The 24,633-nt window shown below is 67.6% G+C and carries 25 protein-coding genes; 13 read left to right on the forward strand and 12 right to left on the reverse strand.

All coding sequences use genetic code 11. The features are described from left to right. Positions 1 to 54: 54 nt before the first annotated feature. From rnpA to ACFQ0E_RS04090, 3 genes are all read left to right on the forward strand, one after another. Positions 55 to 513, forward strand: a complete 459-nt coding sequence (gene rnpA / locus ACFQ0E_RS04080; RefSeq protein ID WP_386824019.1) for a ribonuclease P protein component — start codon at positions 55 to 57, stop codon at positions 511 to 513. Next, positions 510 to 2,201, forward strand: a complete 1,692-nt coding sequence (gene yidC, locus ACFQ0E_RS04085; RefSeq protein WP_386822411.1) for a membrane protein insertase YidC — start codon at positions 510 to 512, stop codon at positions 2,199 to 2,201. The genes rnpA and yidC overlap by 4 nt, the downstream gene beginning before the upstream one ends. 137 nt (positions 2,202 to 2,338) lie before the next feature. Beyond that, positions 2,339 to 2,683, forward strand: a complete 345-nt coding sequence (locus tag ACFQ0E_RS04090) for a hypothetical protein (protein ID WP_386822412.1) — start codon at positions 2,339 to 2,341, stop codon at positions 2,681 to 2,683. A gap of 45 nt (positions 2,684 to 2,728) precedes the next feature. Here the strand turns inward: ACFQ0E_RS04090 and ACFQ0E_RS04095 are convergent, their stop codons facing one another. From ACFQ0E_RS04095 to ACFQ0E_RS04115, 5 genes are all read right to left on the reverse strand, one after another. Next, a complete protein-coding gene (locus ACFQ0E_RS04095; protein ID WP_386822413.1) occupies positions 2,729 to 3,673 on the reverse strand; it encodes a DegV family protein in 945 nt (314 codons plus the stop codon). A gap of 87 nt (positions 3,674 to 3,760) precedes the next feature. Next, the gene (locus ACFQ0E_RS04100; RefSeq protein WP_386822414.1) at positions 3,761 to 4,417 is read right to left on the reverse strand and encodes a 2-hydroxychromene-2-carboxylate isomerase; all 657 of its coding nucleotides are present in this window, start codon (positions 4,415 to 4,417) and stop codon (positions 3,761 to 3,763) included. Between the two features lie 20 nt (positions 4,418 to 4,437). After that, complete coding sequence (locus ACFQ0E_RS04105; protein ID WP_386822415.1) at positions 4,438 to 5,190, reverse strand: hypothetical protein; 753 nt, start codon at positions 5,188 to 5,190, stop codon at positions 4,438 to 4,440. Between the two features lie 65 nt (positions 5,191 to 5,255). Then, complete coding sequence (locus ACFQ0E_RS04110; protein ID WP_386822416.1) at positions 5,256 to 6,575, reverse strand: amidohydrolase family protein; 1,320 nt, start codon at positions 6,573 to 6,575, stop codon at positions 5,256 to 5,258. After that, on the reverse strand, positions 6,572 to 8,020 hold the full coding sequence (locus ACFQ0E_RS04115) for an amidohydrolase (RefSeq protein WP_386822417.1): 1,449 nt from the start codon (positions 8,018 to 8,020) through the stop codon (positions 6,572 to 6,574). The genes ACFQ0E_RS04110 and ACFQ0E_RS04115 overlap by 4 nt, the downstream gene beginning before the upstream one ends. A gap of 243 nt (positions 8,021 to 8,263) precedes the next feature. Between ACFQ0E_RS04115 and ACFQ0E_RS04120 the strand changes: the two genes are divergently transcribed. Beyond that, positions 8,264 to 9,040 (forward strand): AMP nucleosidase, encoded by a 777-nt coding sequence (locus ACFQ0E_RS04120; protein WP_386822418.1) that lies wholly within the window; start codon positions 8,264 to 8,266, stop codon positions 9,038 to 9,040. A gap of 180 nt (positions 9,041 to 9,220) precedes the next feature. Next, positions 9,221 to 9,757 carry a DUF924 family protein gene (locus ACFQ0E_RS04125; RefSeq protein WP_386822419.1) on the forward strand — a complete coding sequence of 179 codons (537 nt, stop codon included), beginning with the start codon at positions 9,221 to 9,223 and terminating at the stop codon, positions 9,755 to 9,757. Positions 9,758 to 9,837: 80 nt separating this feature from the next. On the opposite strand, the gene ACFQ0E_RS04130 is transcribed toward ACFQ0E_RS04125, so the two are convergent. From ACFQ0E_RS04130 to ACFQ0E_RS04140, 3 genes are all read right to left on the reverse strand, one after another. Further along, the gene (locus ACFQ0E_RS04130; protein WP_386822420.1) at positions 9,838 to 10,551 is read right to left on the reverse strand and encodes a hypothetical protein; all 714 of its coding nucleotides are present in this window, start codon (positions 10,549 to 10,551) and stop codon (positions 9,838 to 9,840) included. Positions 10,552 to 10,663: 112 nt separating this feature from the next. After that, the gene (locus ACFQ0E_RS04135; protein WP_386822421.1) at positions 10,664 to 12,814 is read right to left on the reverse strand and encodes a prolyl oligopeptidase family serine peptidase; all 2,151 of its coding nucleotides are present in this window, start codon (positions 12,812 to 12,814) and stop codon (positions 10,664 to 10,666) included. 101 nt (positions 12,815 to 12,915) lie between these two features. Next, complete coding sequence (locus tag ACFQ0E_RS04140; protein WP_386822422.1) at positions 12,916 to 13,227, reverse strand: hypothetical protein; 312 nt, start codon at positions 13,225 to 13,227, stop codon at positions 12,916 to 12,918. A gap of 181 nt (positions 13,228 to 13,408) precedes the next feature. Between ACFQ0E_RS04140 and ACFQ0E_RS04145 the strand changes: the two genes are divergently transcribed. After that, on the forward strand, positions 13,409 to 13,915 hold the full coding sequence (locus ACFQ0E_RS04145; RefSeq protein WP_386822423.1) for a DUF6940 family protein: 507 nt from the start codon (positions 13,409 to 13,411) through the stop codon (positions 13,913 to 13,915). Between the two features lie 60 nt (positions 13,916 to 13,975). Here the strand turns inward: ACFQ0E_RS04145 and ACFQ0E_RS04150 are convergent, their stop codons facing one another. Then, positions 13,976 to 14,944 (reverse strand): helix-turn-helix transcriptional regulator, encoded by a 969-nt coding sequence (locus tag ACFQ0E_RS04150; RefSeq protein WP_386822424.1) that lies wholly within the window; start codon positions 14,942 to 14,944, stop codon positions 13,976 to 13,978. 168 nt (positions 14,945 to 15,112) lie between these two features. Between ACFQ0E_RS04150 and ACFQ0E_RS04155 the strand changes: the two genes are divergently transcribed. The 7 genes from ACFQ0E_RS04155 to ACFQ0E_RS04185 all read left to right on the forward strand — a co-directional run bounded on the left by ACFQ0E_RS04155 (position 15,113) and on the right by ACFQ0E_RS04185 (position 22,683). Continuing rightward, positions 15,113 to 15,661, forward strand: a complete 549-nt coding sequence (locus tag ACFQ0E_RS04155) for a hypothetical protein (RefSeq protein WP_386822425.1) — start codon at positions 15,113 to 15,115, stop codon at positions 15,659 to 15,661. 65 nt (positions 15,662 to 15,726) lie between these two features. Continuing rightward, complete coding sequence (locus ACFQ0E_RS04160; RefSeq protein WP_386822426.1) at positions 15,727 to 18,594, forward strand: molybdopterin oxidoreductase family protein; 2,868 nt, start codon at positions 15,727 to 15,729, stop codon at positions 18,592 to 18,594. Next, the gene (locus ACFQ0E_RS04165) at positions 18,591 to 18,830 is read left to right on the forward strand and encodes a hypothetical protein (protein WP_386822427.1); all 240 of its coding nucleotides are present in this window, start codon (positions 18,591 to 18,593) and stop codon (positions 18,828 to 18,830) included. Before ACFQ0E_RS04160 ends, ACFQ0E_RS04165 begins: the two co-directional genes overlap by 4 nt. Further along, the gene (locus ACFQ0E_RS04170) at positions 18,827 to 20,590 is read left to right on the forward strand and encodes an SLC13 family permease (RefSeq protein ID WP_386822428.1); all 1,764 of its coding nucleotides are present in this window, start codon (positions 18,827 to 18,829) and stop codon (positions 20,588 to 20,590) included. The genes ACFQ0E_RS04165 and ACFQ0E_RS04170 overlap by 4 nt, the downstream gene beginning before the upstream one ends. Positions 20,591 to 20,606: 16 nt before the next feature. Further along, on the forward strand, positions 20,607 to 21,386 hold the full coding sequence (locus ACFQ0E_RS04175; protein WP_386822429.1) for a 4Fe-4S dicluster domain-containing protein: 780 nt from the start codon (positions 20,607 to 20,609) through the stop codon (positions 21,384 to 21,386). Beyond that, positions 21,383 to 21,739 (forward strand): hypothetical protein, encoded by a 357-nt coding sequence (locus tag ACFQ0E_RS04180; RefSeq protein WP_386822430.1) that lies wholly within the window; start codon positions 21,383 to 21,385, stop codon positions 21,737 to 21,739. The genes ACFQ0E_RS04175 and ACFQ0E_RS04180 overlap by 4 nt, the downstream gene beginning before the upstream one ends. Next, positions 21,739 to 22,683 carry a dimethyl sulfoxide reductase anchor subunit family protein gene (locus ACFQ0E_RS04185; RefSeq protein ID WP_386822431.1) on the forward strand — a complete coding sequence of 315 codons (945 nt, stop codon included), beginning with the start codon at positions 21,739 to 21,741 and terminating at the stop codon, positions 22,681 to 22,683. Before ACFQ0E_RS04180 ends, ACFQ0E_RS04185 begins: the two co-directional genes overlap by 1 nt. Before the next feature lie 100 nt (positions 22,684 to 22,783). On the opposite strand, the gene hemC is transcribed toward ACFQ0E_RS04185, so the two are convergent. From hemC to ACFQ0E_RS04200, 3 genes are all read right to left on the reverse strand, one after another. Further along, complete coding sequence (gene hemC, locus ACFQ0E_RS04190; RefSeq protein ID WP_386822432.1) at positions 22,784 to 23,692, reverse strand: hydroxymethylbilane synthase; 909 nt, start codon at positions 23,690 to 23,692, stop codon at positions 22,784 to 22,786. 66 nt (positions 23,693 to 23,758) lie between these two features. Then, positions 23,759 to 24,277 carry a hypothetical protein gene (locus ACFQ0E_RS04195; protein ID WP_386822433.1) on the reverse strand — a complete coding sequence of 173 codons (519 nt, stop codon included), beginning with the start codon at positions 24,275 to 24,277 and terminating at the stop codon, positions 23,759 to 23,761. 179 nt (positions 24,278 to 24,456) lie between these two features. Further along, positions 24,457 to 24,630, reverse strand: a complete 174-nt coding sequence (locus tag ACFQ0E_RS04200; protein ID WP_386822434.1) for a hypothetical protein — start codon at positions 24,628 to 24,630, stop codon at positions 24,457 to 24,459. Between the last annotated feature and the right edge of the window lie 3 nt (positions 24,631 to 24,633).

Below are 24,633 nucleotides of genomic sequence, written 5' to 3' on the forward strand. Positions count from 1 at the left end.
GATCCCGGGCGTGACGTGCTGACAATGCGCCCCGGCAACGACGATCCGACCGGCATGACTGCCGGCAAGCCCCCAGGCGTCACCGCCCGATACCCGCGCTCAGCGCGGGTACGCGCGCGTCCGGAATTCGACGCCGTGTTCACCCGAGGCCGCCGCGCCGCCGCGAACGCCCTGTTCGCCCTGCATCACCTCCCCGCCGACCACCCTGCCCGCCTGGGCCTCGCGGTGTCACGCAAGGTCGACAAGCGCGCCGTGGTCCGCAATCGCATCAAGCGCGTCCTGCGCGATCACTTCCGCCGCGAACGCCATGCCCTGCCCGGCGGCGACTTCGTCGTCGTCGCCCGCGCCGGTGCCGCGCGTGCGAGCGGTGCCGAGATCACCAGTGCCTTCCGGCATGCCTTGCGCCGGGTCGCGTTGCCCCCATCGATACCGGACGGCACAATGCCGCCCGCTTCTCCTTCATCACCCCCAGCATCGCCCTCCGGCGGTGCGACGACTCCGGCCGTGCCATGACCCAATTGCGTACTTTCCTGATCCTCGCCTGGCTGATGGTCGCGACCATCCTGTGGATGAAATGGACCGAGGAGAAGCAGCCGCAGCCCGTCGTCGCTGCGCAGCCGACCGCCCAGCCGCAGGGCATGCCGGTGCCGACCGCCGCGCCGGTGCCGACTGCGACCGTGCCTGCCGCACCGGGCCAGACGTCTGCGATGCCGACGGCCGTCGCCGGCGCGCAGCCGCAGGTGCGCATCACCCTGAGCAACGACGTGCTGCGCCTCGTCGTCGACGGCGCCAGCGTGCGTCGTGCGGAACTGCTGAATTACCGCACCAGCCGCGCCGAGGATGCGCCGCTGGTGCGCCTGTTCGACGAGGATCCGAAGAATTTCTACGTCGCGCAGAGTGGCTGGGTGAGCGGCCAGGGCGCGCCGAACCACAACGGTGGCTTCGTGCCCGAGGACAGCGCGACCACGCTCGCGCTCGCCGATGGCGCGAAGGACGTGAGCGCACGTTTCGTGTGGAACGGCGCCGGCGGCGTGACCATCCGCCGCACCTACACGCTGGCCCGGGGCCAGTACGCGCTGAAGGTCCGCGACGAGATCGTCAACCGCGGCACCACGCCGTGGACCGGCCACGTCTATCGCTATCTGTCGCGCGTGCCGCACGACTATCACCGCAGCATGTTCAACCCGGAAACCTTCGCGTTCAGCGGCGGTGCCTGGTACACGCCCGAAGAGAAGTACCAGAAGCGTCCGTACGACGACTTCATGGATGGCGACAAGGTCGATCCGATCGAGAAGGGCACGAACGTCGAGGGCGGCTGGATCGCGCTGCTGCAGCACTACTTCTTCACCGGCTGGATCCCGCAGGCCGACCAGAAGGCGAACTATGCGCTCAGTGCCGATGGCGCGCAGTCGCTGTTCGGCATCAGCGCCACCGGCCCTCAGTTCACGGTCGCGCCGAATACCCAGGCCAGCACCGAAGCCAAGCTGTGGATCGGCCCGAAGCTGCCGGACCAGCTGGCGCAGCAGGCGCCGGGCTTCGAGCGCACGCTCGACTACGGCATCTTCACCGTGCTCGCCGAGCCGATCCACTGGCTGCTCGCGCAGCTGCACAAGGTCACGCACAACTGGGGCTGGGCGATCGTGCTCCTCGTACTGCTGATCAAGCTCGCGCTGTATCCGCTGTCGGCCGCGCAGTACAAGTCGATGGCGAAGATGCGCAAGTTCCAGCCGCGCATCCAGCAGCTGAAGGAACGCTACGGCGACGACAAGCAGAAGTTCCAGACCGCGATGCTGGAGCTGTACAAGAAGGAAAAGATCAATCCGGCCGGCGGCTGCCTGCCGATCCTGATCCAGATGCCGGTGTTCCTGGCGCTGTACTGGGTGCTGATCGAATCGGTCGAGCTGCGCCAGGCGCCGTGGATGCTGTGGATCCAGGACCTCACTGCGCGCGATCCGTTCTTCATCCTGCCGATCCTCAACATGGCGGTGATGTGGTACACGCAGAAGCTGACGCCGATGGTCGGCGTGGATCCGATCCAGCAGCGCATGTTCCAGTTCATGCCGCTGATCTTCGGCGTGATGTTCGCCTTCTTCCCGGCGGGCCTGGTGCTGTACTGGGTCACCAACGGCGCGCTGGGCATGGTTCAGCAGGTGTGGATGATGCGTCGCTTCGGCGACAAGTCGGACACGGCTAAAGCCTGATCCGCCAGCAACACGCGCAACACGCACGACACCCGCCGCAAGGCGGGTGTCGTCGTTCTGGAGGGCGGTCGCCTGCCGGGAATGTCGCCGTGCGATGCGGAATGCGATCATGCGGCGTCGCCACGACGGAAAACGCCATGACCGCACAACACGCGCTGCTCGCCTTCGGAACGCTCTGCGCGCTGGTCGCCGCGATCGTGGTCAATCTGGTCGTGCCGCAGTTCGACGAGGTCTACCGCAACTTCGGCGCGGACCTGCCGTGGCTCACGCGGGCGTTGCTCGCCGGCCGCTGGCTGCTGTTCGGCCTGCCGGTGCTGGTGCTGCTGGCGTGGTGGCTGACGCCGGCGGTGCCGGGCCAACCGAACCGCCGCGGGCTGGTGGCCCTGCTGGTCGGCGTCGGCCTGCCGGTAGTGCTCGTACCGCTGGTGGTGATCGGCCTGTATCTGCCGATCTTCATGCTCGGCGATGCCGTCGGTGGCTGAGACCGTTGCGAAAACGCCGCTGCCCGGGGCAGGCGGCGTTCGCGTTCAGTCCTTGAAGTCGTGCGGATCGGAGGCGAAGCCCATCGCCAGCGAGCCCTTGCCGACCTTGATCATGCCGGTGAGGCTCATCACGCTCTCGAACACTTCGACGCCATGCTCGCGGCAGGTGTCGATGAGCGACTGGTAACCGGGCAGCAGGCGCATCTCCTCCAGCTCGCCGCCGAAGCTCAGGCACATCGTCTTCGTCATCAGGCCGACACGCACGCGCTCGCTGGCGTGGTCGAACAGGCGACGGCAGGCGGCTTCGAAGGTGCGGATCTTGGCGACCGGCCTGGTCTCGCCGCGGTTGCAGTACAGCACCGGCTTGATGTCGAGCGCCGAGCCCAGCGTGGCGCTGAACAGGCTGACGCTCTTGTCGCCGCGCAGCCTGGTCTGTGTGCGCAGGTACATGAGGTCGCGCGGGACCATGTAGCCGTGCGTGTTGATCGCGAGGTTGTCGAGACGGGCGCGGATCTTGGCGACGCCCTCCCCGGCCTCGATCATGCGCACCGCTTCCACCGCGGTCACGCCCTGCGCGGCGAACAGGTTCTGCGTGTCCATGACGCGCAGCGCGAACGGCGCGGTCAGCCCGGCGGCGGCGCGGATCGGCTTGTAGTCGTTGAGGATCGCGTAGCTGGCCTGCATCGCGTTCTCGTAGACCTGGCTGCGGCTCTTGGTGACCGTCAGGCAGAAGACGTGGTCGTAGTCGAGGACCAGTTTCTTCAGGAACAGGTCGTGGATGTCCTGCACGCTGAACGGCATGGTTTCCGCTTCCGCGCCGCGTTCTGCGACGTGCGAATGCAGGAAGTCCAGCGTCTGTTTCTCGTCGCGATGATCGGCGCGGATCGCGTCGCCGATCTGGACGGTGATGGGAAGTATCTCGATGTGATTCCGTTCGATATAGCTCCTGGGAAGATCGCAGACCGAATCGATCACCAGACCTATACGCATGATGGCGGGTTCCGTAAGGGGGCGCGATGGTAGCAGCTACCGTACTCCGTCGTACGTCACCTTCGGCATGGAACGGCCAGCCCCTGTTCAGGCGCGCTGCACACCGACGGGCAAATCGGCGACCCGGCGCATTTCGGCCTCGTCCCACAGGGCCGGGTCGCGCAGGACCGCAACCGCGAACGCATGAGCATCATTCCCCCAGAACAGGCGTTTGCCAAGTGCGAGCGTTGGCACACCGAACACGTCCTCGGTCAGCGCGACTTCGGTGCAGGTGCGCAACATCGCCTTCACCTCGGCGCTGTCGGCCACGCCGGGCGGCAATCCCAGCGATTCGCGCACGGGTTCCAGGGCCTGGGCGCTGTCCGCGGCGCGGCCCTGCACCCAGATCCAGTCGAACAGCGCGTCGATCGCGGCGACGCTGGCGCCTGCTGCAATGCACAAACGCAATGCGGGCAGCGGATTGAACGGATGGGTCGGCGGGAAGCGCAGCGGCACGCCGGCTTCGCGTGCCTGGAACAGCGCGTGGCGATAGGTGAATTCGCGCTTGCTCGGGATTTCGGCGGGACCCTTCTGCCCGCGTGCGTCGAGCACGGCGGCGAGCAGGATCGGGACCGGCACGATGGCGTGCTCGGCCATCAGCGCGCGCACTTTCGGCCACTGCAGGTAGGCGAAGGGCGAGATGAAATCGAAGTACCAGCGATTGGCTTGTTCGGTGGGCGTGCTTGCGGAGGTGTCTGCGTGCATGGCGATGTCGTTGGGCGGGATCAGCAGCCGGTGGCGGCGTGGGTGGCGACGGCGTGGAGCAGTTCGCCCTTGCCGGCGGCGCCGGAGAGGAACAGCGTCGGCCGGCTGAGGTTGTAGTGGTCGGTCGTGTCGAGGATCAGATCGACGCGGCCGTCGCGGTCGAGATCGCCGGCGAAGATCAGGTGCGGTGACGCGTCGCCGGCGAAGAGCAGACGCGCATCCGGGCTTTCCCGGTACGCAGCGATCGACATCAGCGATTGCCTGCGTTCGCCATCGATCAGGTCGATGGTGCAGGCGTAGGCGGCGGCTTGGGTGGGCGAGGCCGTGGCGTTGCGGTCTTCGATGACGCAGCTCGTCGCGATGCGGTACTCGCGCGTGTCCAGGGCGATTCGATATGCGGGCAGGCCGTGTTCCGAGGCCTGCTCGGCGACGCTGGCGCGGCTCACCGCGCCAGCGCGCAGGCCTGCACCGCGCAGCAGCATGATCGCGTCGTCCGCTCGGATCGCCGACACCGCTTCGCCGGTGGCCTGGCCTTCGGCGTCGACCAGCGGATCGTGGACGCGCTTGACGGCGACCTGGACCGAGACCAATGCCGTGTCGTCGTCCTGCCCGCGCAGGGCGAGCCAGCGCTCGCCGGAACGGGCAACGGCTTCGCCGCTGTGGAAACTGCCAGGAGGCTGCAGGCCGTAGCCGGCAGAGGCGGCGGCGCTCGTTGCGAGGCCGCCGCAGATCGCGAGGGAGAGCGCCGCGAACGGGAAGGCGATGCGTGTCATGGCACCAGCTTACCCGTGTCCGTCGGCGCCCGTGGGTCATTCGGCGCCGTTCGCGTGCCGTTCGTTCAATTGGCGTCGGCGGGATAGGCCCTCGGCAGGGTGCCGGCGGCGCGCAGGTAGCGGTCGCGCAGTTCCGTCTGGCGGCTGCGCATCGGGATCGCGCGGCCGTCGAACCACACCTGCCGCGCCGTGCTGCTGACGTCCAGCGGATCGCCGGTCCACAGCACGAGGTCGGCGCGCTTGCCGACCGCGATCGTGCCGAGCCGGTCGCCCACGCCCAGCGTTTCCGCCGGCACGCGGGTCAGGCCGGCCAGGCCGTCTTCCCAGCTCAGGCCGTTGGCCACTGCATTCCCGGCCAGCTGGCGGATCTTGCGCGCGTTGTGCGAGGCCTTGTCCGACTGCGAGAACGCGACCTGCACGCCGGCATTGCGCAGGCGCGCGGCGTTCTCCAGCGTGGCGCCGAGCTGGTCGAAGCTGCGCGGCAGGTTCGACAGCGGATCGAGGAACACCGGCACCTTCGCGGCGGCCAGCTGCGGTGCGAGCTTCCAGGCTTCGTCGCCGCCCTGGATCGCGATGCGCACGTTGTGGCGCTGCGACCAGCGCAGCAGCTGGCGGATGTCGGCGGCGCGATGCACGCCGACCATCACCCGGCCACCGCCGTCGATGAAGCGCGCCAGGGTGGCGCGGCCAGCTGGCGTCAGCATCGCCATCGGCGCGTTGGTCGGGATGCGCCCGCGTACTTCGTCGATGAACTGGTCGAGCAGCATCCACTGGCTGGCGCGGGTGCCGCCGCTGAGGCCGGCGCCATCGCTGCCCAGCTGGATGAACAGCAGTTTCGGACCCGCCGGGTCGGCGCTGCCGTCCAGGCGGACCACGGCGCCCTGGCCGGCGATGATCGAACCGCCGTTGGCGGTGTCGGCGCCGAGCAGGGTGAAGCCGATGCCTTCGACGCGCGCGATCGGCACGAGCACCGAAGCGGGGTTGTAGGCCAGGGTCACGTCGAACTCGGGGCGGACCACCATCTGCTTGCCCTGGCCCAGCGCCAGCGACTGGTCGTTGGTCGGGTCTTCGGACGAGACTTCGTCGAGACCAATCGCGCTGACGCCGCCGAACATGGCCGGCGTCAGCGGCTTGCCCCCGGCATCGACCACCGTGGCGCTGCCGGCCGGCAGGCCGGTACCGATCGCGGCGATGGTGCCGTCGCGAACCAGCACGTCGGTGTTCTTCAGCGTGCCCTGCGCACTGGCCGTGTGCACGGTAGCGTTGCGGATCAGCACGTTCTGGGCGAAGGCGTTGCCCGTGAGCAGGGCCAGCGCGGCGGCCAGCGCGGCGAGGCGGACACCGCGATGGGTGCGGTTCTGCGTGCGATTGTTCGTGCGATTCACTTCACACCTCCTTCGATGCCCTGGCCGAGCATGAAATCGGACACCGGCTGGCGCGAGGCATCGTTGCGGTCGTACAGGCGCGCGCCGTCGACATAGACCTGCTCGGCCTTGGCGTACACGCTGAACGGGTTGCCGTTCCACAGCACCACGTCGGCCATCTTGCCGGCTTCCAGCGTGCCGGTCTGGTCGAGGATGCCCATCGATTTCGCCGGGTTGGCGGTGATCCAGCGCACCGCGCGCTCGGGCGGGATGTCGATGCCCACGCGCTGTGCGTTGGCGATCACCTTCGCCGCTTCCTGGTTCAGGCGCTGGATGCCTTCGTCGGAATCGGAATGCACGATCGCGCAGCCGTTGCGGGCGCGGTCGACCAGGGCGATGTTCTCCTGGATGCCGTCGAAGGCTTCCATCTTGAAGCCCCACCAGTCGGCCCACAGCGCGCCGCAGATGTTTTCCTGGCCCAGGCGGTCGGCGAGCTTGTACGCCTCCACGCCGTGGTGGAAGGCGCTGATCTTGAAGCCGAATTCCTTGGCCAGGTCGATCATGGTGGTCATCTCGTCTGCGCGGTAGCAGTGGATGTGCACCAGGATGTCGCCGTTGATCGCGCCGGCCAGCGTGTCCATCTTCAGGTCGCGCTTGCCGCCGCTGTCGTTGTTGCTGTCCTTGCCGTCGGTGCTGCTCTGCCACCAGCGCCGCTTCGCGCTGCTGGCCGGCCTGGGCTTGTTCTTCTTCAGGTATTCGCTGGCGTCGATGAACGCTGCGCGGTAGCCGGCGACGTTGCCCATGCGCGTGGACGGACCGCCGCGCTGGCCGTAGACGCGCTTGGGGTTCTCGCCGCAGGCCATCTTCAGGCCCCAGGGCGCGCCCGGGAACTTCATCGACTGGTAGGTCGTCGCCGGCACGTTCTTCAGGGTCACGCCGCGACCGCCGATCAGGTTCGCCGAACCCGGCAGCACCTGCATCGCGGTCACGCCGCCGGCCAGCGCCGTGGCGAAGCCCGGATCCTGCGGCCACACCGAATGCTCGGCCCACACGTTCGGCGTGGTCGGCGCGGTGGCCTCGTTGCCGTCGGAATGTGCGCTGGCGCCCGGCGAGGGATACACGCCCAGGTGCGAATGCACGTCGATGAGGCCCGGCGTCACCCACTTGCCGCGACCGTCGACCTGCACGGCGTCGGCGGGGGCATCTAGGTCGCGGCCCACAGCGACGATGCGGCCGTCGCGCATCAGCACGTCGGCGTCGTCCAGGCGGGTGCCGGTGCCGGTCAGCACGGTGGCGTCGCGGATCAAGACCGCAGGCGATGCGACGGGGCGGTAGGTGCTGGCGTACGGATCCTGCGCGAAGCGCGAGACCGGCTTGGCGGACGCCGCATCGGCGGCGGCGGCCGGCGCCGCGACGGGCGCAGTCAGGACGGTCGCGGCGAGCGCGACCACGAAAGAGCGGTGCATGGCGAGTCTCCCCGGGAAAACTTCGCCACCGTAGACCGCCCCGGACGGGCTGCCAACCATGACCTTCGGCAGGGTCGGGGCATTCCCGGAACGCAGTCGACAGCTTGCCGGCGCGCTGGCGGTCTCCCGCCAAAGCCCGCAACGCCGGGAACCCGCTGGCGCAGGGACGGATTGGAGCAATCGCCCATCCGCCGCATGCCAGAATGGCCCCATAACAACGACAACGACGGAGAACTCCCCGCAATGAAAGAGAAAGAACAGATCGTCGAGAACTGGCTGCCCCGCTACACCGGCGTGCCCCTGGACCAGTTCGGCGAACACATCCTCCTGACCAACTTCGGCGGCTACCTCGGCCACTTCTCGCGCATGACCGGCGCCCCGATCGTCGGCACCGACCGACCCATGCCCAGCGCCACCGCCGACGGCATCACCATGATCAACTTCGGCATGGGCAGCCCCAACGCCGCGACGATGATGGACCTCCTGTCCGCGATCATGCCGAAGTCGGTGCTCTTCCTCGGCAAGTGCGGCGGCCTGAAGCGCAAGAACCAGCTCGGCGACCTCGTCCTGCCCATTGCCGCGATCCGCGGCGAAGGCACCAGCAACGACTACCTGCTGCCCGAAGTCCCGGCCCTGCCCGCCTTCGCCCTGCAGCGCGCCGTCTCGACGATGATCCGCGACCTCGGCCACGACTACTGGACCGGCACCGTCTACACCACCAACCGCCGCGTCTGGGAACACGACGAGGCATTCAAGGAACGCCTGCGCGCGATGCGCTGCATGGCCATCGACATGGAAACCGCCACCGTCTTCGCCGCCGGCTTCGCCAACCGCATCCCCTGCGGCGCGCTGCTGCTGGTCAGCGACCAGCCGATGATCCCCGAAGGCGTGAAGACCGAAGCCAGCGACGCCAAGGTCAGCGCCGAATTCGTCGAACGCCACATCCAGGTCGGCATCGAGGCCCTGCGCCTGATCCGCCGGCACGGCAAGTCGGTGCGGCATCTGCGGTTCGATGAGTAAGCGTCGCGGATAACGTCAAGGGGACAGTTGTCTTGCGTAGGAGGGCCTGACCAGCCATGCGGCTGTTGAACACCAGGCCCGAGCTCTTCGAACGACGTGGAATGTCTTCAGGAAAGTGCTCGGGCCTGAAGGCCCTCCTACAAAGTCGACATGCTTTTCTTCTTTGCAAGGCATTCATCCATGACTGTCAACCACGACATCCTCGCCTTCTGGCGCGACGCCGGCCCATCGAAATGGTTCGCGAAGGACACCGCCTTCGACGCCGAACTGCGTGCACGCTTCCTCGACGAACACTTCGCCGCCGCGCGTCGCGAGCGCGAGCACCTGCTCGATACGCCAGACGGCGCGCTGGCACTGATCCTGCTGCTCGACCAGGTACCGCGCAACGTCTTCCGCGACAGCGCGCATGCCTTCGCCACCGATCCGCTCGCGCTCGCCTACGCGCGCCGCGCGATCGACGCGGGTTTCGACACGCAGGTCGATCCCGCGCTGCGCGTGTTCGTCTACCTGCCGCTCGAACACTCGGAAGACCTCGCTGACCAGGACCGCTGCGTCGTGCTGTGCCAAGCCATGGGCGACGCGAACTATCTCAAGTACGCCGAAGCGCATCGCGACGTGATCCGCCGCTTCGGCCGCTTCCCGCACCGCAACCGCGCCCTCGCCCGCGACAGCACCCCGGAGGAATTGGCGTGGCTGGATGCGGGCGGGGGGTTCTGAGTCACGAGATGTGCCATTGGGTGCGCGACAGCGCACCGCTTCGCGTCGTGCGATGAAAAGCCGGTGCGCTGTCGCGCACCCTATGAACTGGTCGCCGGTGCCGGTCGTTGGTGAACAGGTTCTGGAGTGGGCAGCAGAGCCTTGAATGCAGAGCGCAGGGTATCGGCGGCTTGCTGTGCATCGCTGTCGCAAGTCCGGCTTCGAATGGCATACCGGCCGTGGATGCAGGCTTCGAGCCTGATTCTTGCGCCGTCGTTGCAGAGGTCTTCCTTCTGCGGCGCATGCCAGAGCACGTCGCTATTCCAGGTCTGGCGAATCGGCTCCGCCTGCGCTCTGGACATCAGTACAGACACCACCGGACGCATCGTGACCGTCTCGGGCGCGTTCGTGTCAGGGCTTGACGGTGCGGGTGGATGGTCGGCGCTGCGGATCGAGAAGAGGAGCTGGCCCTTGTCGACATCGATGAGGATGTCGTGATGAGGACCCCATGCGCTGTCGGAGACATGTGCGATGTAGCGTTCCGGAAAGCGGGGATCATGGGCGTCGCGAATTCCGCCGCAGGTCCAGGCAAGTTCGAGGAAGGCATCGCCCTGGCGGCCGGGATGGTAGTCCGGGTTGAAGAGTTCGCGAATCGGCATCTCGCTGGCATCCATCCCGCTGTCCGGCAATCCGATCCAAGGCTTGTCCTTGATCGCAGGCACGGCCTGTCGGTACGACGGCGACAGCGCGAGGTACGTGGCGCCCGTCGCGAACAATGCGAGCCAGAGCGTCAGGCGGTGCGGGTCGAGGCGCATGGCGGAGTCCGGGCGAGGCGGCGATGACATCGTGTGCGGACGGCCTGCCCAAACGCAACAGGGCGGCCCGGAGGCCGCCCTGCTGGTGTTGCGTTGCAATGAGATCGCGCGGTTACTTCAGCTTCTGCCACAGGAACGTGTAGGCGAGCGCGGCCATGTGCGCGGCCTGCTGGTTGTTCGAGGCGCCGCCATGGCCGCCTTCGATGTTCTCGTAGTAGCGGACGTCGGCGTTCATCGCTTCCATCTTCGCCATCATCTTGCGGGCGTGGCCGGGGTGGACGCGGTCGTCGCGCGTGGAGGTGGTGAACAGCACCGGCGGGTACTTGGCGTCGTCCTTGAGCAGGTGGTACGGCGAGAAGTGCTGGATGAACTCCCAGTCCTTGGTGTCCGGATCGCCGTACTCGGCCATCCACGACGCGCCGGCGAGCAGCTTGCTGTAGCGCTTCATGTCGAGCAGCGGCACCTGGCAGACGACGGCACCGAACAGCTGCGGGTACTGCACGATCATGTTGCCCATCAGCAGGCCGCCGTTGCTGCCGCCCTGCGCGCCGAGATGCTTGGGCGAGGTGATCTTGCGCGCGAACAGGTCTTCGGCCACGGCGGCGAAATCCTCGTAGGCCTTGTGGCGGTTGGCCTTGAGCGCGGCCTGGTGCCAGCGCGGGCCGTATTCACCGCCGCCACGGATGTTGGCGAGCACGTACACGCCGCCCTGCTGCAGCCAGGCGCGGCCGACGGTGGCGCTGTAGCCGGGGGTCAGCGAGACCTCGAAGCCGCCGTAGCCATAGAGCAGGGTCGGTGCCTTGCTGTCGAAGGCCAGGTCCTTGCGGCGCACGATGAAGTACGGAACCTTCGTGCCGTCCTTCGAGGTCGCGAACTGCTGTTCGGTGACCAGGCCTTCGGCGTCGAAGAAGGCGGGCATCGACTTCAGCTTCTCCGGCGTCTGGCCGACATCGACCAGCAGCAGCGTGGTCGGCGTGAGGTAGTCTGTGGTGGTCATCCACAGCAGGTCGTTGCCGTCGGGATCCACTGCGCTGACGCTGGTCGTGCCCACGGCGGGCACGCCGTCGAGCAGGCTCTGCTTCCAGCCGCCTTCGCCCAGCGGGGTGAGCACGCGGATCTTGCTCTTCACGTCGCTGAGCAGGGTGATCACGAGGTGCTGCTTGGTCCACGTGAACGCGGACAGCGAGGTGTGTTCGTCCGGCGTGAACACCACGTCGAACTCGCGGTTGCCGGCCATGAACTTGTCGAAGTCGATGACCAGCAGAGAGCCGGCGGCGTATTCGCGGTCCTTGAGCTTCCAGGCTTCGCGCAGTTCCAGGGTCAGCCACTGGTTGTGCACGGACTTGTTGGCGGTGTTCGGCACGTCGAGCTTGACCAGCTTGCCGTCCTTGCCGCGCAGGTAGAGTTCGTCGTTGTAGAACGCCAGCGTGCGGCTGACGAAGCTGCGCTCGTAGCCCGGGGTCAGGTCGTGGTAGGCCGCGATGTACATGTCGGTCGGCTTGCCTTCGTACACGACCTTGGCAGAGGCCATCGGCGTGCCGCGCTTCCATTCCTTGACCACGCGCGGATACCCGGACGAGGTGAGGGAGCCGTCGCCGAAGTCGGTATAGACGTAGACCGTGTCGCGATCGACCCACTGCAGGCCGCCCTTGGCTTCCGGACGGAAGAAGCCGTCCTCCACCCAGGTCTTGGTTTCGAGGTCGAACTCGCGGGTCACATCGGCGTCGGCGCCGCCGCGCGACAGCGCGATCAGGCAGCGCTCGTACTTGGGCTTGAGGCATTCGGCGCCGTGCCAGACCCACTTCTCGTTCTCGGCGCGACCTTCGGCGGCGTTCAGCGCATCGAGGTCGATCACGGTCTCCCACTTGGGCGCGGGCTTGCGGTATTCGTCCAGCGTCGTGCGGCGCCACAGGCCGCGTGGGTTCGTCTTGTCGCGCCAGAAGTTGTAGTAGTAGTCGCCGATCTTGGTCACGCCCGGGATGCGATCGGTCGAATCGAGGATCGCGCGCAGGTCGGCTTCGAGCTTCTGGAACTCGGGCGTGCCGGCGATCTCGGCTTCGGCCTTGGCGTTGCGTTCGCGCACCCATTCCAGCGCCTTGGGATCCTCCACGCCTTCGAGCCAGAGATAGGGGTCGGCGGGCGTGGCGTCGTTGGACATGGCGGGGGCGGGCTTGGAGGCGGGCGTCGCGGCGAAGGCGACCAGGGATGGCGCGCAGCCGAGGGCGAGGCCGACGGCGAGGCAGACATGCGAAAGCTTGGGCATGCGGGGTACCGGTGATCAGGGACGGCAGGGGCCGTCACGCTAGCACAGCCCGCGCCCCCGGGCCGCTGCCGGAGGTCACGCCCGCAGACCGCGCACAGCGGTCATGCAGCGCGGCGCAGGTCCCGCACCACCACGGTACGCGGGCGTACGTCGTGCAGCGCATGCACGCTCGCCATTGGCCGCCGCGCCGCAGCCAGCGTGCGTTGCTCGCGCAGCCGCAGCAGGCGGGCCACCACCCATGCGGAGAGCGGCAGGGCGAGCAGCCAGAACGGCAGCCAGCCCAGGGTCTCGTTGGTGCTGCGCGTCGCCGGCAGCGACAGCATCGCCACCAGGCCCAGCGCGACGGCGCCGAGCAGGCTCTGTTCGATCAGGGACGGTTGGTCAGGGGCAGTGGCTGGCATGACATGGGACATGGCGACGCTCCGGTGGATGACGGATCCAGTGTTCCGGGGGCGGGTCTCAGGGGCTGCGACATGGCCGCTATGATCGGAAGCCGTTCCTGTAGGGCTCGACATGACGTTCTGGACCAGTGCCTGCGAAACCTTGCCGAGCGGCCGTGCAACCCGTCGCACCGTGGCGGACGCATCGGGTCCGATGACGTTCGCCGCCGTGCTGCGCCTGCTTGCCGATTCCGCTGACTTCCGTGAATGGTTCACGTCGATGCTGCTGGAGGACGCGCCCGCCGCGTTCCGCTGGGAAACCCCGGCCCTGTCGGTCGGCACGCAGTCGCGTCCGTTCGAATGTGTGCTGATCGACGATCCTCTCCTGCAGCGCAGGCCGGAGCCGCAGGCGTTCGCTTCGTATTTCCGGGGAGGTGATGCGGACGTGCTGTCGGTGCCCAATCTCGGGCGAACGTCCGAACTCGTGGTTCCGCGCGGGATCGCCCGCGACGAAAGCTATGTCCACCTGGCGGCGTTCCTGCGCGACGCACCGCGATCGCAGGTGGATGCGCTGTGGCGCTGCGTCGCCGACACCGTGCTGCGCAGCCTGTCGGATCGTCCGCTGTGGCTGAGCACCGCCGGTGCCGGTGTCGCCTGGCTGCACGTCCGCATCGACCGGGTGCCGAAGTACTACTGGCACCGGCCCTATGCCGAGGCTTGAGTCTCCGGTCGACGAAATGAAAGCGGCCCCGTCGCTTCGCAGCGACGGGGCCGGGGCGGATCACCGCTCGTAATTGCTCACCGCCAGCTGCAGCATCGACTTCATCTGCTCGCGCAGCACGGCGGGTTCGACGATCTCGGCGTCGGGGCCGTAGTGCAGGATGTCCATCAGCAGTTCGCGCGGGGCGCTGTACGGCACCTTGCGTTCGAAGCGTCCGTCGGGGAGGTGGCGGTCCTGCTGCTGCGAGTGCCAGTGCTCGTCGGCGACCCAGCGCGCGATCTTCTGGTTGAAGACGATCGTCGCCCAGCCCTTCGGCGCGCCGGAGAAGATGCCGTAGCTGCCGGCGAGATGCGCGTTGAGTTCCTCGTCGGGCACGTCGCGGGCGGCGCCGTCCTGCATGCGCGGCGTGGAGATGCGGTCGACCGAGAAACTGCGCAGCGCTTCGCGCTCATGATCGAAGGCGTCGAGATACCAGTTGCCGCGATAGTGGGTCACGCGCTGCGGCGACACGGTGCGCCGGGTCTTCTCGTCGGTGGAGCGTGCGCGGTATTCGAAGCTCAGCTGCTTGCGCTCGAGCACCGACGAACAGACGATGCGGAACACCTGCTCGTCCATGTTGCGGGTCCGGTGCGGGATCACGCGCACGCGCTCGACCGGCCAGCGCTTGCCCGGCGCGTGCTCCTCCAGCAGCTTCTCGATGCGCTGCTGCAGCGGCGCCAGGGCCGAGGACAGCACGCCGCCGCCGGTGCGGCTGAGCAGCTGCTGCGCGGCGAGCAGGGCGTGCAGCTCTTCCGAGTTCAGCCACAGGCCGGGCAGCTCGAAGCGTTCGCCTTCCTGGGCGTCGTAGCGGAAGCCGGCCTCGCCGTCGCCCACGATCGGCGCCATCAGCGCGTCGCGGAGGAAGGCGAGGTCGCGGTAGGCGGTCGCGCGCGAGCATTCCAGCTCGTCCTGCAGACGCTTCACGGTCACCGGGTAGCGGGCGCTCTTGAGGATGCGGTGAAGCGACAGAATGCGTTCGTAACGGTCCATTGATGTCCAGTCGGCTGGCAGGTGGCGTGATGGCCGGTTCGGCCTCCATTTTCCGCTATAGCATGGGTCTTCGTCTTCCCGTCGCAGGAGCCTCTCATGTCGTTGATCCAGAAAGGAATAGTGTGCCGTACGCCGGTCTTACGGGCTGCGACTGGCGCGGGCCTGGCCATGGTTCTGCTGGCCGCCGCCGCCGGAACCGCATGGGCCGGCCCCAAGGAAGACCTCAAGGCGGTGAGCGTGAAGTTCCTCGCCCTGCGCAGCTACCACGTGGTCATGGAGAACAGCGACAAGCGCGTGCCGAAGACCGAGATGGACTTCGTCGCCCCGAACCGCTACCGCATGCAGATGCCCGGCGTGGGCACCCAGATCGTGATCGGCGACACCATGTACATGAGCATCGACGGCCGATCGATGCGCATCCCGATGCCCAAGGGCACGATGACCCAGTGGCGCGAGACCGACCGCGCGATGCGCGAGGTCGACAAGGCCCAGGTCGAAGCGCTGGGCTCGGACGTCGTGAACGGCAAGCCGGCGAAGAAGTACCGGATGACCCAGAACAGCGGCGGCACGCCGACCAGCACCCTGATGTGGGTTGGTGTGGACGGCTACCCGGCCCGCATCGAGACCACCGGCAAGGCCGCCGGACGCAGCAGTACGGTGACCATCACCTATTCGCGCTTCAACGATCCCTCGATCCGCATCGACGTGCCGAAGTAAGCGTCGAGACCAGCATCGCGCCTGCGCACTCGCCTGCCGGCCCGCCCGGCAGGCACAATGCCCGGATGTCCGCGCGCCCGACGAACGACCCCCGCCTCGATCTGTCGCCCTCGCCCGGCGACGAGGTCAAGCACACCACCTGCTACATGTGCGCGTGCCGCTGCGGCATCCGAGTGTGGATCAAGGACGGGCAGATCCGCTACATCCAGGGCAACCCCGAGCACCCGGTCAACAAGGGCGTGCTCTGCGCCAAGGGCTCGGCCGGGATCATGCAGCACTACTCGCCGGCGCGGCTGCGCAAACCGCTGCTGCGCACCGGTGAACGCGGTAGCGGCGAGTTCCGCGAGATCGAATGGGACGAGGCGCTGGCGCTGGCCACGTCCTGGCTGAAACCGATCCGCGAACGCAATCCCGACGAACTCGCCTTCTTCACCGGCCGCGACCAGTCGCAGGCGCTCACCGGTTGGTGGGCGCAGCAGTTCGGCACGGTGAACTACGCCGCGCACGGCGGTTTCTGCTCGGTGAACATGGCCGCCGGCGGCCTGTACAGCATCGGCGGCAGCTTCTGGGAATTCGGCGAGCCCGACTGGGAGCACACCCGCTACCTGATGATGTGGGGCGTCGCCGAGGACCACGACTCCAACCCGATCAAGCTCGGCCTCGGCAAGCTGAAGGCGCGCGGCGCGAAGATCGTCGCGGTGAACCCGGTGCGCACCGGCTACGGCGCGATCGCCGACGAATGGATCGGCATCCGGCCCGGCACCGACGGCCTGTTCGCGTTCGCGCTGATCCACGAACTGCTCAACGGCGACCGCATCGATTTCGACTATCTCGTGCGCTACACCAATGCGCACTGGCTGGTGATCCGCGATCCGGGCGCGGCGGACGATGGCCTGTTCGTGCGTGATGAAGAGGGTCGGCCGCTGTGCTGGGATTGCGACGCCGGTGCGCTTGCGCTGGCCAACGCCATCGACATCCAGCCGCGCATCGTCGGCGAGGTCACCCTGCCCGACGGCCGCACCGCCGTGCCGTCGTTCCAGCTGCTCGCCGAGCGCTACCTCGATCCACAGTATTCGCCCGATGCCGTGAGCGAACGCTGTGGCATCCCCGCCGACACCATCCGCCGCATCGCGCGCGAACTCGCGCAGGCGGCGTTCGAGAGCCATCTGGAACTGCCGGTGCGCTGGACCGACGCCTGGGGCCGCACGCACGACACCATGGTCGGCCGGCCGGTGTCGATGCACGCGATGCGCGGCATCAGCGCGCACAGCAACGGCTTCCACACCTGCCGCGCGCTGCACGTGCTGCAGATGCTGCTGGGCGCGGTGGACGCGCCAGGCAGCTTCCGCTACCAGCCGCCGTTCCCGAAACCGGTGCCGCCGGCGAACCGGCCCGGCAAGGCGCGCAAGGACAACGGCGCGCTCGATGCCGCGCCGCTGGGTTTCGTGCACGGGCCCGAGGATCTGGTGGTCGACGCCGAAGGCCAGCCCAAGCGCATCGACCATGCCTACTCGTGGTCGTATCCGCTGTCCGCGCACGGCCTGCTGCACACGGTCATCCGCAACGCGCACGCCGGCGACCCCTACCGCATCGACACCCTGCTGATGTTCATGGCGAACATGAGCTGGAACTCGGCGATGAACACGCGCGAGACCATGCACTGGCTCACCGACAAGGACGAGACCGGCGCATACCGCATTCCGCGCATCATCTACAGCGACGCCTACGCCAGCGAGATGGTCGCATATGCCGACCTGGTGTTGCCCGACACCACCTACCTCGAACGCCACGACGCGATCAGCCTGCTCGATCGACCGATTTCCGACGCCGACGGCGCCTCGGATGCGATCCGTCATCCAGTGTTCGATCCGTCGACGCAGGCCGACCACGAGGGCCGGCCGCGCGACGTGCGCGGCTTCCAGTCGGTGCTGCTCGATCTTGGGGCGCGACTCGGTCTGCCGGGCATGGTCGATGAAACGGGCACGCCGCTGTATCGCGACTACGCCGACTACATGGTCCGCCACGAACGCGCGCCGGGCGTGGGCCTGCTTGCCGGCTGGCGCGGTCGCAACGGCGACGAACACGGCAAGGGCGCGCCCAATCCCGACCAGCTGCAGCGCTACATCGAACACGGTGGTTTCTGGCATGCGCCGATTCCCGAGTCGGCGCGCTACTACAAGATGGCGAATCGCGATTACCTGCAATGGGCGCATCGCTTCGGCTTCATCGCCACCACCGACCCGATCACCCTGCAGCTGTATTCGGAGACGATGCAGAAATTCCGGCTCGCCGCGCAGGGTCATGGCGTGAACGTGCCGCCGCCGGAACACCGCGAGCGCGTCGAGACCTATTTCGATCCGCTGCCGATGTGGTACGAGCCTTTCGAGGGCGCGCAGACCAGCGGCGAGACCTTCCCGCTCTCGGCGCTGACCCAGCGGCCGATGTTCATGTACCACGCCTGGGGTTCGCAGAACGCCTGGCTGCGGCAGATCACCGCGCGCAACTATCTCTACCTGCATCCCGACACCGGCTTGAAGTACGGCATCGCCGACGAGGACTGGATCGAAGTGAGTTCGCACCACGGCACGATCACCGTGCAGGCGAAGTTCGCCGGCAACGTGCAGCCGGACACCGTGTGGACCTGGAACGCGATCGGCAAGCGTCGTGGCGCGTGGCGTCTGTCCAAGGATGCGCCGGAAGGTGAACAGGGTTTCCTGCTCAACCACCTGATCTCCGACATCACCCCGCGAGGCGATTACGCCAACGCCGATCCGGTCACCGGGCAGGCGGCGTGGTTCGATCTGCGCGTCGCGATCCGCAAGGCCGACACCACCGGCATGAGCGCGCCGCAGTTCACGTCGCTGTCGTTCGATGCGGCCTCGAACCGGCCGCTGCGCTATGGCGCGGACCTGCGCGCGCGGGGCCGGGGATGAGCCCTTTGCTGCGCCGCCTCGTCGGCTGGAGCTGCATCGCCGTCGGCAAGGTCGGCAGCCTCGCCTTGCTGTGGCTGCTCGTCACGGGCGCCGAGCCCGGCGATGTGCCCCTCGACCCATGGGCCCTGTTCGCGTTGTTCGGCATGACCGCCGGTGCGGTGGTCGTCGGCATCCGCGTGCTGATGCTGGCCGACGAGGACAGTCGTCAGGACAACCGCCAGGATGGCCGGGCATGACGCCGGACCTGTGGATCACCCTCGTCGTCCTCGTCGGTGCCGTGGTGCTGTTCGTCAGCGAGAAGCTGCCGGTCGACGTGGTCGCGCTGCTGATCCTCGGCAGCCTGCTGGTCTTCGGCGTGGTGTCGCCGGGCGAGGCCCTGTCGGGTTTCAGCAGCCCGGCGACGATCACGGTCGCGGCGATGTTCGTGCTCAGCGCAGGCCTGCAGCGCAGCGGTGCGCTGCGCGGCGTGGGCGAACTGCTGTCACGGGTGCGCTGGCCGTGGCTGCTCGGCCTGCTGATGATGCTGCTGGTCGCGTTCACGTCGGCCTTCATCAACAACACCGCGATCGTCGCCGTGTTCCTGCCGCTGGTGATTTCGGCCGTCGTCGCACGCGGCCTGTCCCCGTCGAAATTCCTCATCCCGCTATCGTTCGCGGCGCAGTTCGGCGGTGTGTGCACGCTCATCGGCACGTCCACCAACCTGCTGGTCGATTCGCTGGCGCGGCAGTCCGGGCAACCGGGCTTCGCGCTGTTCGAGTTCGCCTCGCTCGGGCTGTGGTTCGTCGTCGCCGGCGTGCTCTACATGCTGGTCGCGCAGCGGTTCCTGCTGCCCGACCTGGGCATTCCCGACAGTGGTGCCGACGATCATCGCGGCCGCTACCTGGTCGAACTTCGCGTGCCGGAGAAATCGCCGGTGATCGGGCGCCTCGGTTCGGTCGCGATCCCGGTCGATGCGAAGGACGTGTTCCTGCTGGAGAACTTCCGCGACGGCCGGCCGCTTGCGCAGCCGCGCGCCGAGGCCGTCGCGGCAGGTGATCGCCTGCTGATCCGCGGCGACTGGAACGAGATCGAACGCGTGCGCCGCGACCTGCAGCTGCGCCACGACAACGTTGCGCGCGATCTCGACGGCGATCCTGCCGACGCGCGACTGCATGCCGAGGTAATGATCGCGCCGGGTTCGCCGCTGGCCGGCAAGAGCCTGGCGCAGCTGCGCTTTGGCCATGTCTACCGCGTGCGCGTGCATGGCGTGCAGCGCAGCGGCACGCAACCGCGCCTGCCGCTGGACCACATTCCGCTGGCGGTCGGCGACATCCTGCTGGTCGACGCCACCGCTTCCGCGCTGGAGGACCTCCGCAGCGATCCGGGCGTGGTGCTGATCGGCCAGCGCGAGCAGCCGCGCGTCGACGGTCGCCGCGCGCTGCTGTCGCTGCTGGTGATGGCCGCCGCGATCGGCGTCGCCGTGCTCGGCTGGATGCCGATCGTCGCCTCCTCGTTGCTGGGCTGCGCCGCGCTGGTGGTGCTGCGCTGCCTGCGCCCGGAAGAGGCGTATGCCGCCGTCGACTGGCGCGTGATCATCCTGCTCGCCGGCGTGCTGCCGCTGGGCATCGCGCTGCAGAAATCCGGTGGCGCCGACTGGGTGGCGCAGCATGCGCTGGGCTGGCTCTCCGGTTACGGTCCGCTGGTCACGCTCGCGGCGATCTACCTGCTCACCGCGCTGATGACCGAAGTGATGAGCAACAACGCCGCCGCCGTGCTGGTCGTGCCCATCGCCATCTCCACCGCCGAGTCGATGGGCGTGGATGCCAAGCCCTTCCTCGTCGCGGTCGCGTTCGCCGCATCGACCAGCTTCGCCACGCCGGTGGGCTATCAGACCAACACCATGGTCTACACCGCCGGCGGTTATCGATTCTCCGATTTCCCGAAGATCGGCATCCCGCTGAACCTGCTGTTCTGGGCGATGGCGGTCATCCTCATTCCGCGTTATTTCCCGTTCTGATGCGTCCCCTTCCGACATGACCGACCTGCCGCCGCCATCGAAGAAGAAGCTGGGCCTGGTGATCGACCTCGACACCTGCGTCGGCTGCCACGCCTGCGCCGTGAGCTGCAAGCAGTGGAACGCCGGCGGCATCGCCGGGCCGCTCACCGACGAACAGCCCTACGGCAAGGATCCCTCGGGCGTGTGGTTCAACCGCGTGCACAGCTACGAGATCGCGGCGACTTCGGGCTGCGCCTCCACCGGCAGTATCGCCGCCGAAGCCGCGCAGCCAGCCATGACGCTGCATTTCCCGCGCAGCTGCCTGCACTGCGAGACGCCGGCCTGCGTGACGGTCTGCCCGACCGGCGCCAGCTACAAGCGCGCCGAGGACGGCATCGTGCTGGTCGACGAGGACAAGTGCATCGGCTGCAAGCTGTGCTCCTGGGCCTGCCCCTACGGCGCGCGCGAATACAGCGCGGTCGAGGGCGTGATGAAGAAATGCACGCTCTGCGTCGACCGCATCTACAACGAACAACTGCCCGAAGCCGACCGCCAGCCCGCCTGCGTGCAGGCCTGCCCGACGCGCGCACGGCACTTCGGCGACCTCGGCGATCCCGAGTCCGACGTGTCGAAGCTGGTCGCCGAGCGCAACGGTGTCGCGCTGATGCCCGAACTGGGCTACAACCCGGTCAACCGCTATCTGCCGCCGCGTCCGCGTCGCACCGGAAGCGATGCGCCCGCAGCGCAGGAGGAAATGCTCGACACGTCCAAGCTGCCGCCGCTGCTGCGCTGGCTGGACAAGGTGCTGTCGCGATGAAGTCCTTCCTTCCGAAACCGCCGTGGCCGCTGGCTCTGCCAGTGCTGGCCTATCTCCTGCTGGAAACCTGGTTCTGGTGGTCCGTGCCCGGAACCCCCGCGACCCTGCGCTTCGTCGCCGTCTTCGTACTCGTCGTCGGCGTTCTGTACGAGAACCGCTTCGTCCTGCCGCTCTGGGCGCTGTACTGCCTCTTCGGCGCGCTGATCTTCACGACCTGGTCGCTGCGCGCGTTCCGCATCGATGCGGCCGAGGCCGCCGTATTCGCCGCCTGTTCGGCCATCGCGCTGACCCAGGTCGCGTATCTGTTCTTCTTCCATGCACCGCGCCGGTCGCGGCGCCTCGGTGATGCCTGATGAACCCCGCCTTCTCCGTCATCGTCTTCACCACCCTGTCCGGCACCGGCTTCGGGCTCTGGTTCTGGCTCGCGCTGCGCATCGCGCTCGGCGATAACGCGCAATGGTTCGACGGCATCGGCTGGGCGCTGGGCCTGATCACCGGTGGCGTGCTGGTCGCGGCCGGGGTGATCGCCTCGCTCTGGCACCTCGGCAAGCCGATGCGGGTGTGGCGCGCGCTCTCGCAGTGGCGCAGTTCGTGGATGTCGCGCGAAGGCGTGTTCGCGATCGCGAGCATGGCGGTGGCGGCCGCCACCGTGCTGGTGCAGTCCACGGTCATCGACCTGCCGCAGGAACCGCTGGTGATGCGTCTCCTCTGCGCCCTGCTCGCGCCGCTGTCCCTCGCCGCGATCGTCAGCACGGCGATGATCTACGGCTCGCTGAAGACCATCCCGGCGTGGCGGCATCGCCTCGTCGTGCCGGCCTATCTGCTGTTCGCACTGCTCGGCGGTGGCCTGCTGTTCGGTCCGTTCGCTGCGACCACGATGGACATGCCGCGTCTGGTCGGCATCGGCGTGCTCGTCGGCGCTGTCGTGCTGGCGCTCGTGAAGTGGCGTTACTGGCGCGATCTCGATCGCGATGCGTTGCCACTCGATCGCGGTGACGCCGTCGGCCTGCCGGGCCGGGATGTCTCGGTGTTCGAGCGACCGCATACCGAGGCGAACTATCTCAACCGAGAGATGGGTTTCGTCGTTGCCCGCAAACATGCGCGCAAGCTGCGCACGATCGCGCTGCTGCTGTTCGCGCTGGTGCCCGCGCTGTGCGCCGTGCCGATGCTGCTGCTCCCGCATGGCGGGCCTGGGGCGTTTTACTGGGTTGCCGCGCTGTCCTTCCAGATCGGCGCGCTGGTCGAACGCTGGCTGTTCTTCGCAGAAGCGAAGCATGTGGTGACGTTGTACTACTGATTCACGGGTTCTTGTAGAGCGGAGCTTGCTCCGCTCGCAGATCCCGTCAGATGCATGAGCGGAGCAAGCTCCGCTCTACAAAAGCAGGATCGATGCGCGATCAGCGCCCGGCGATGAATTCGCCGGCGCCGAGATCGAGCAACTGCTGCGCGACGAGCCTGCCGAGCGCGTCGGCATCGTCGCCGGTCGCTTCGCTGCGCACCGCGCGGCCGTCCTCGACCGCGCTGACTTGGCCGACCAGATGCAGGCCGCCCTCGACTTCGTGCGCGAATGCGGCGACCGGCACCTGGCAGCTGCCGTGCAGTGCGCGGTTCATCGCGCGCTCTGCCTCGACGCAGCGTCGCGTCGGTGCGTGGTTCAACGCGGCGAACAGCGTGCGCGTGGCCTCGTCGTCTTCGCGGCATTCCACCGTGATCGCGCCCTGCGCCGGCGCGGGCAGCCATGCCGGGGCATCGAGACGCGCGCGGATGCGGCGATCGAAGCCCAGGCGCTGCAGGCCGGCGCAGGCGAGCAGGATGGCGTCGTATTCGACGGCATCGAGCTTGGCCAGCCGCGTGTTGACGTTGCCGCGCAGGTCGACCAGTTGCAGGTCGGGACGCAGCGCGCGCAGCTGCGCCTGGCGGCGCAGCGAGGAACTGCCGACGCGCGCGCCGTAGGGCAGGGACGCAATGTCGTCGTGGTTGTTGCTTACGAAGGCATCGGCGTGGTCCGCGCGTTCCAGGATCGCCGGCAGCACGAACGGGCCTTCCAGTTCCATCGGCACGTCCTTGAGCGAATGCACCGCGCAGTCCGCCTCGCCGCGCAGCATCGCCTCCTCCAGCTCCTTGAGGAACAGTCCCTTGCCTCCCACCGCCGCGAGCGAGCGGTCCAGCACCTGGTCGCCGCGTGTCGACAGCGGCACCAGGGTGATCTCGAGGTCGGGATCCAGGCCGCGCAGCAGGGCGGCGACATGCTCGGTCTGCCAGAGCGCGAGCGGGCTCTTTCGGGTGGCGATGCGCAGGGTCTTCATGGGCGGATTATCGCATGGGGTGTCGGCCCGTCCTGCGTGGAACCCTGTCCCGCAGGGGCGCAACGATCACATCCGCCGAAAGCCGGCCACGATCATGAAAAGACATATCAGGCCCATGATCGGCGTGAAGATCAGCCCGAAAAGGTGATCCTGCTCGGCATTCCTGTTGTGTACCGAAATCGGCAGGGCTTCCTGTCCATCAATGGCGAGGGTCACGATGCTGTAATGGGTCTCCTTGCCGGACACATTCTTGTGCGGAACCCATTTGTTCTGCTTGGTGATGCCGATCACGACGCGGCTACCCGGGCCCAGTCGGTCCAGGCTTCCAGGCAACAGGCCATAGGCGTAGGTGTAGCTGCGGAACGGCAATGGCTGATCGGGCAGCACGATTTCCAGATATCGGCTTTTCCGATGCTGGACGAGCGAGGCTGTTTCGACCTTGCCCTTGATCTCGACGAGGTCGGATGCCGAAACCGGCTTCTGGTTGATGAACTTGCTGCCGACGAAGGACAGCACGATCAGGCCGATGATGCCCGTGAGGATCATGCACAGCGGACATTTCGCGATCTTGTGGGCAATATGCATGCGTATGGCCGTCGCCAAGGTGGAGCGAGCCCCCCGGCTCGCGACGACGGATTATCGCATGTGCCCCCGCCGCCCCAGCTCGCCCGGAGCCCGCGTAGGGTGGCGCTGAGCGCAGCGAAGCCCACCATCGCCATCGATCCGATGCGGCAGGCATTAAGCGGAGCCGAACTTCCGCGCGGTCAGCCAATCCCGCTCACCGCATCCCACAGATCCCGCAGCCAGCGCAGGAACGACCTGGGTTTCGACTTGCCCCGCCTGATCCGCGAAACGAACAGCCACGTGGCGTACAGCGCTGCGAACAGTGCCATCAGCACGTAGAGCAAGGTAAGCAGTGCGGACAGGAATGTGGTCATGTG

The organism is Lysobacter brunescens, from assembly GCF_042677005.1.
Lineage (GTDB): Bacteria > Pseudomonadota > Gammaproteobacteria > Xanthomonadales > Xanthomonadaceae > Lysobacter_I > Lysobacter_I brunescens.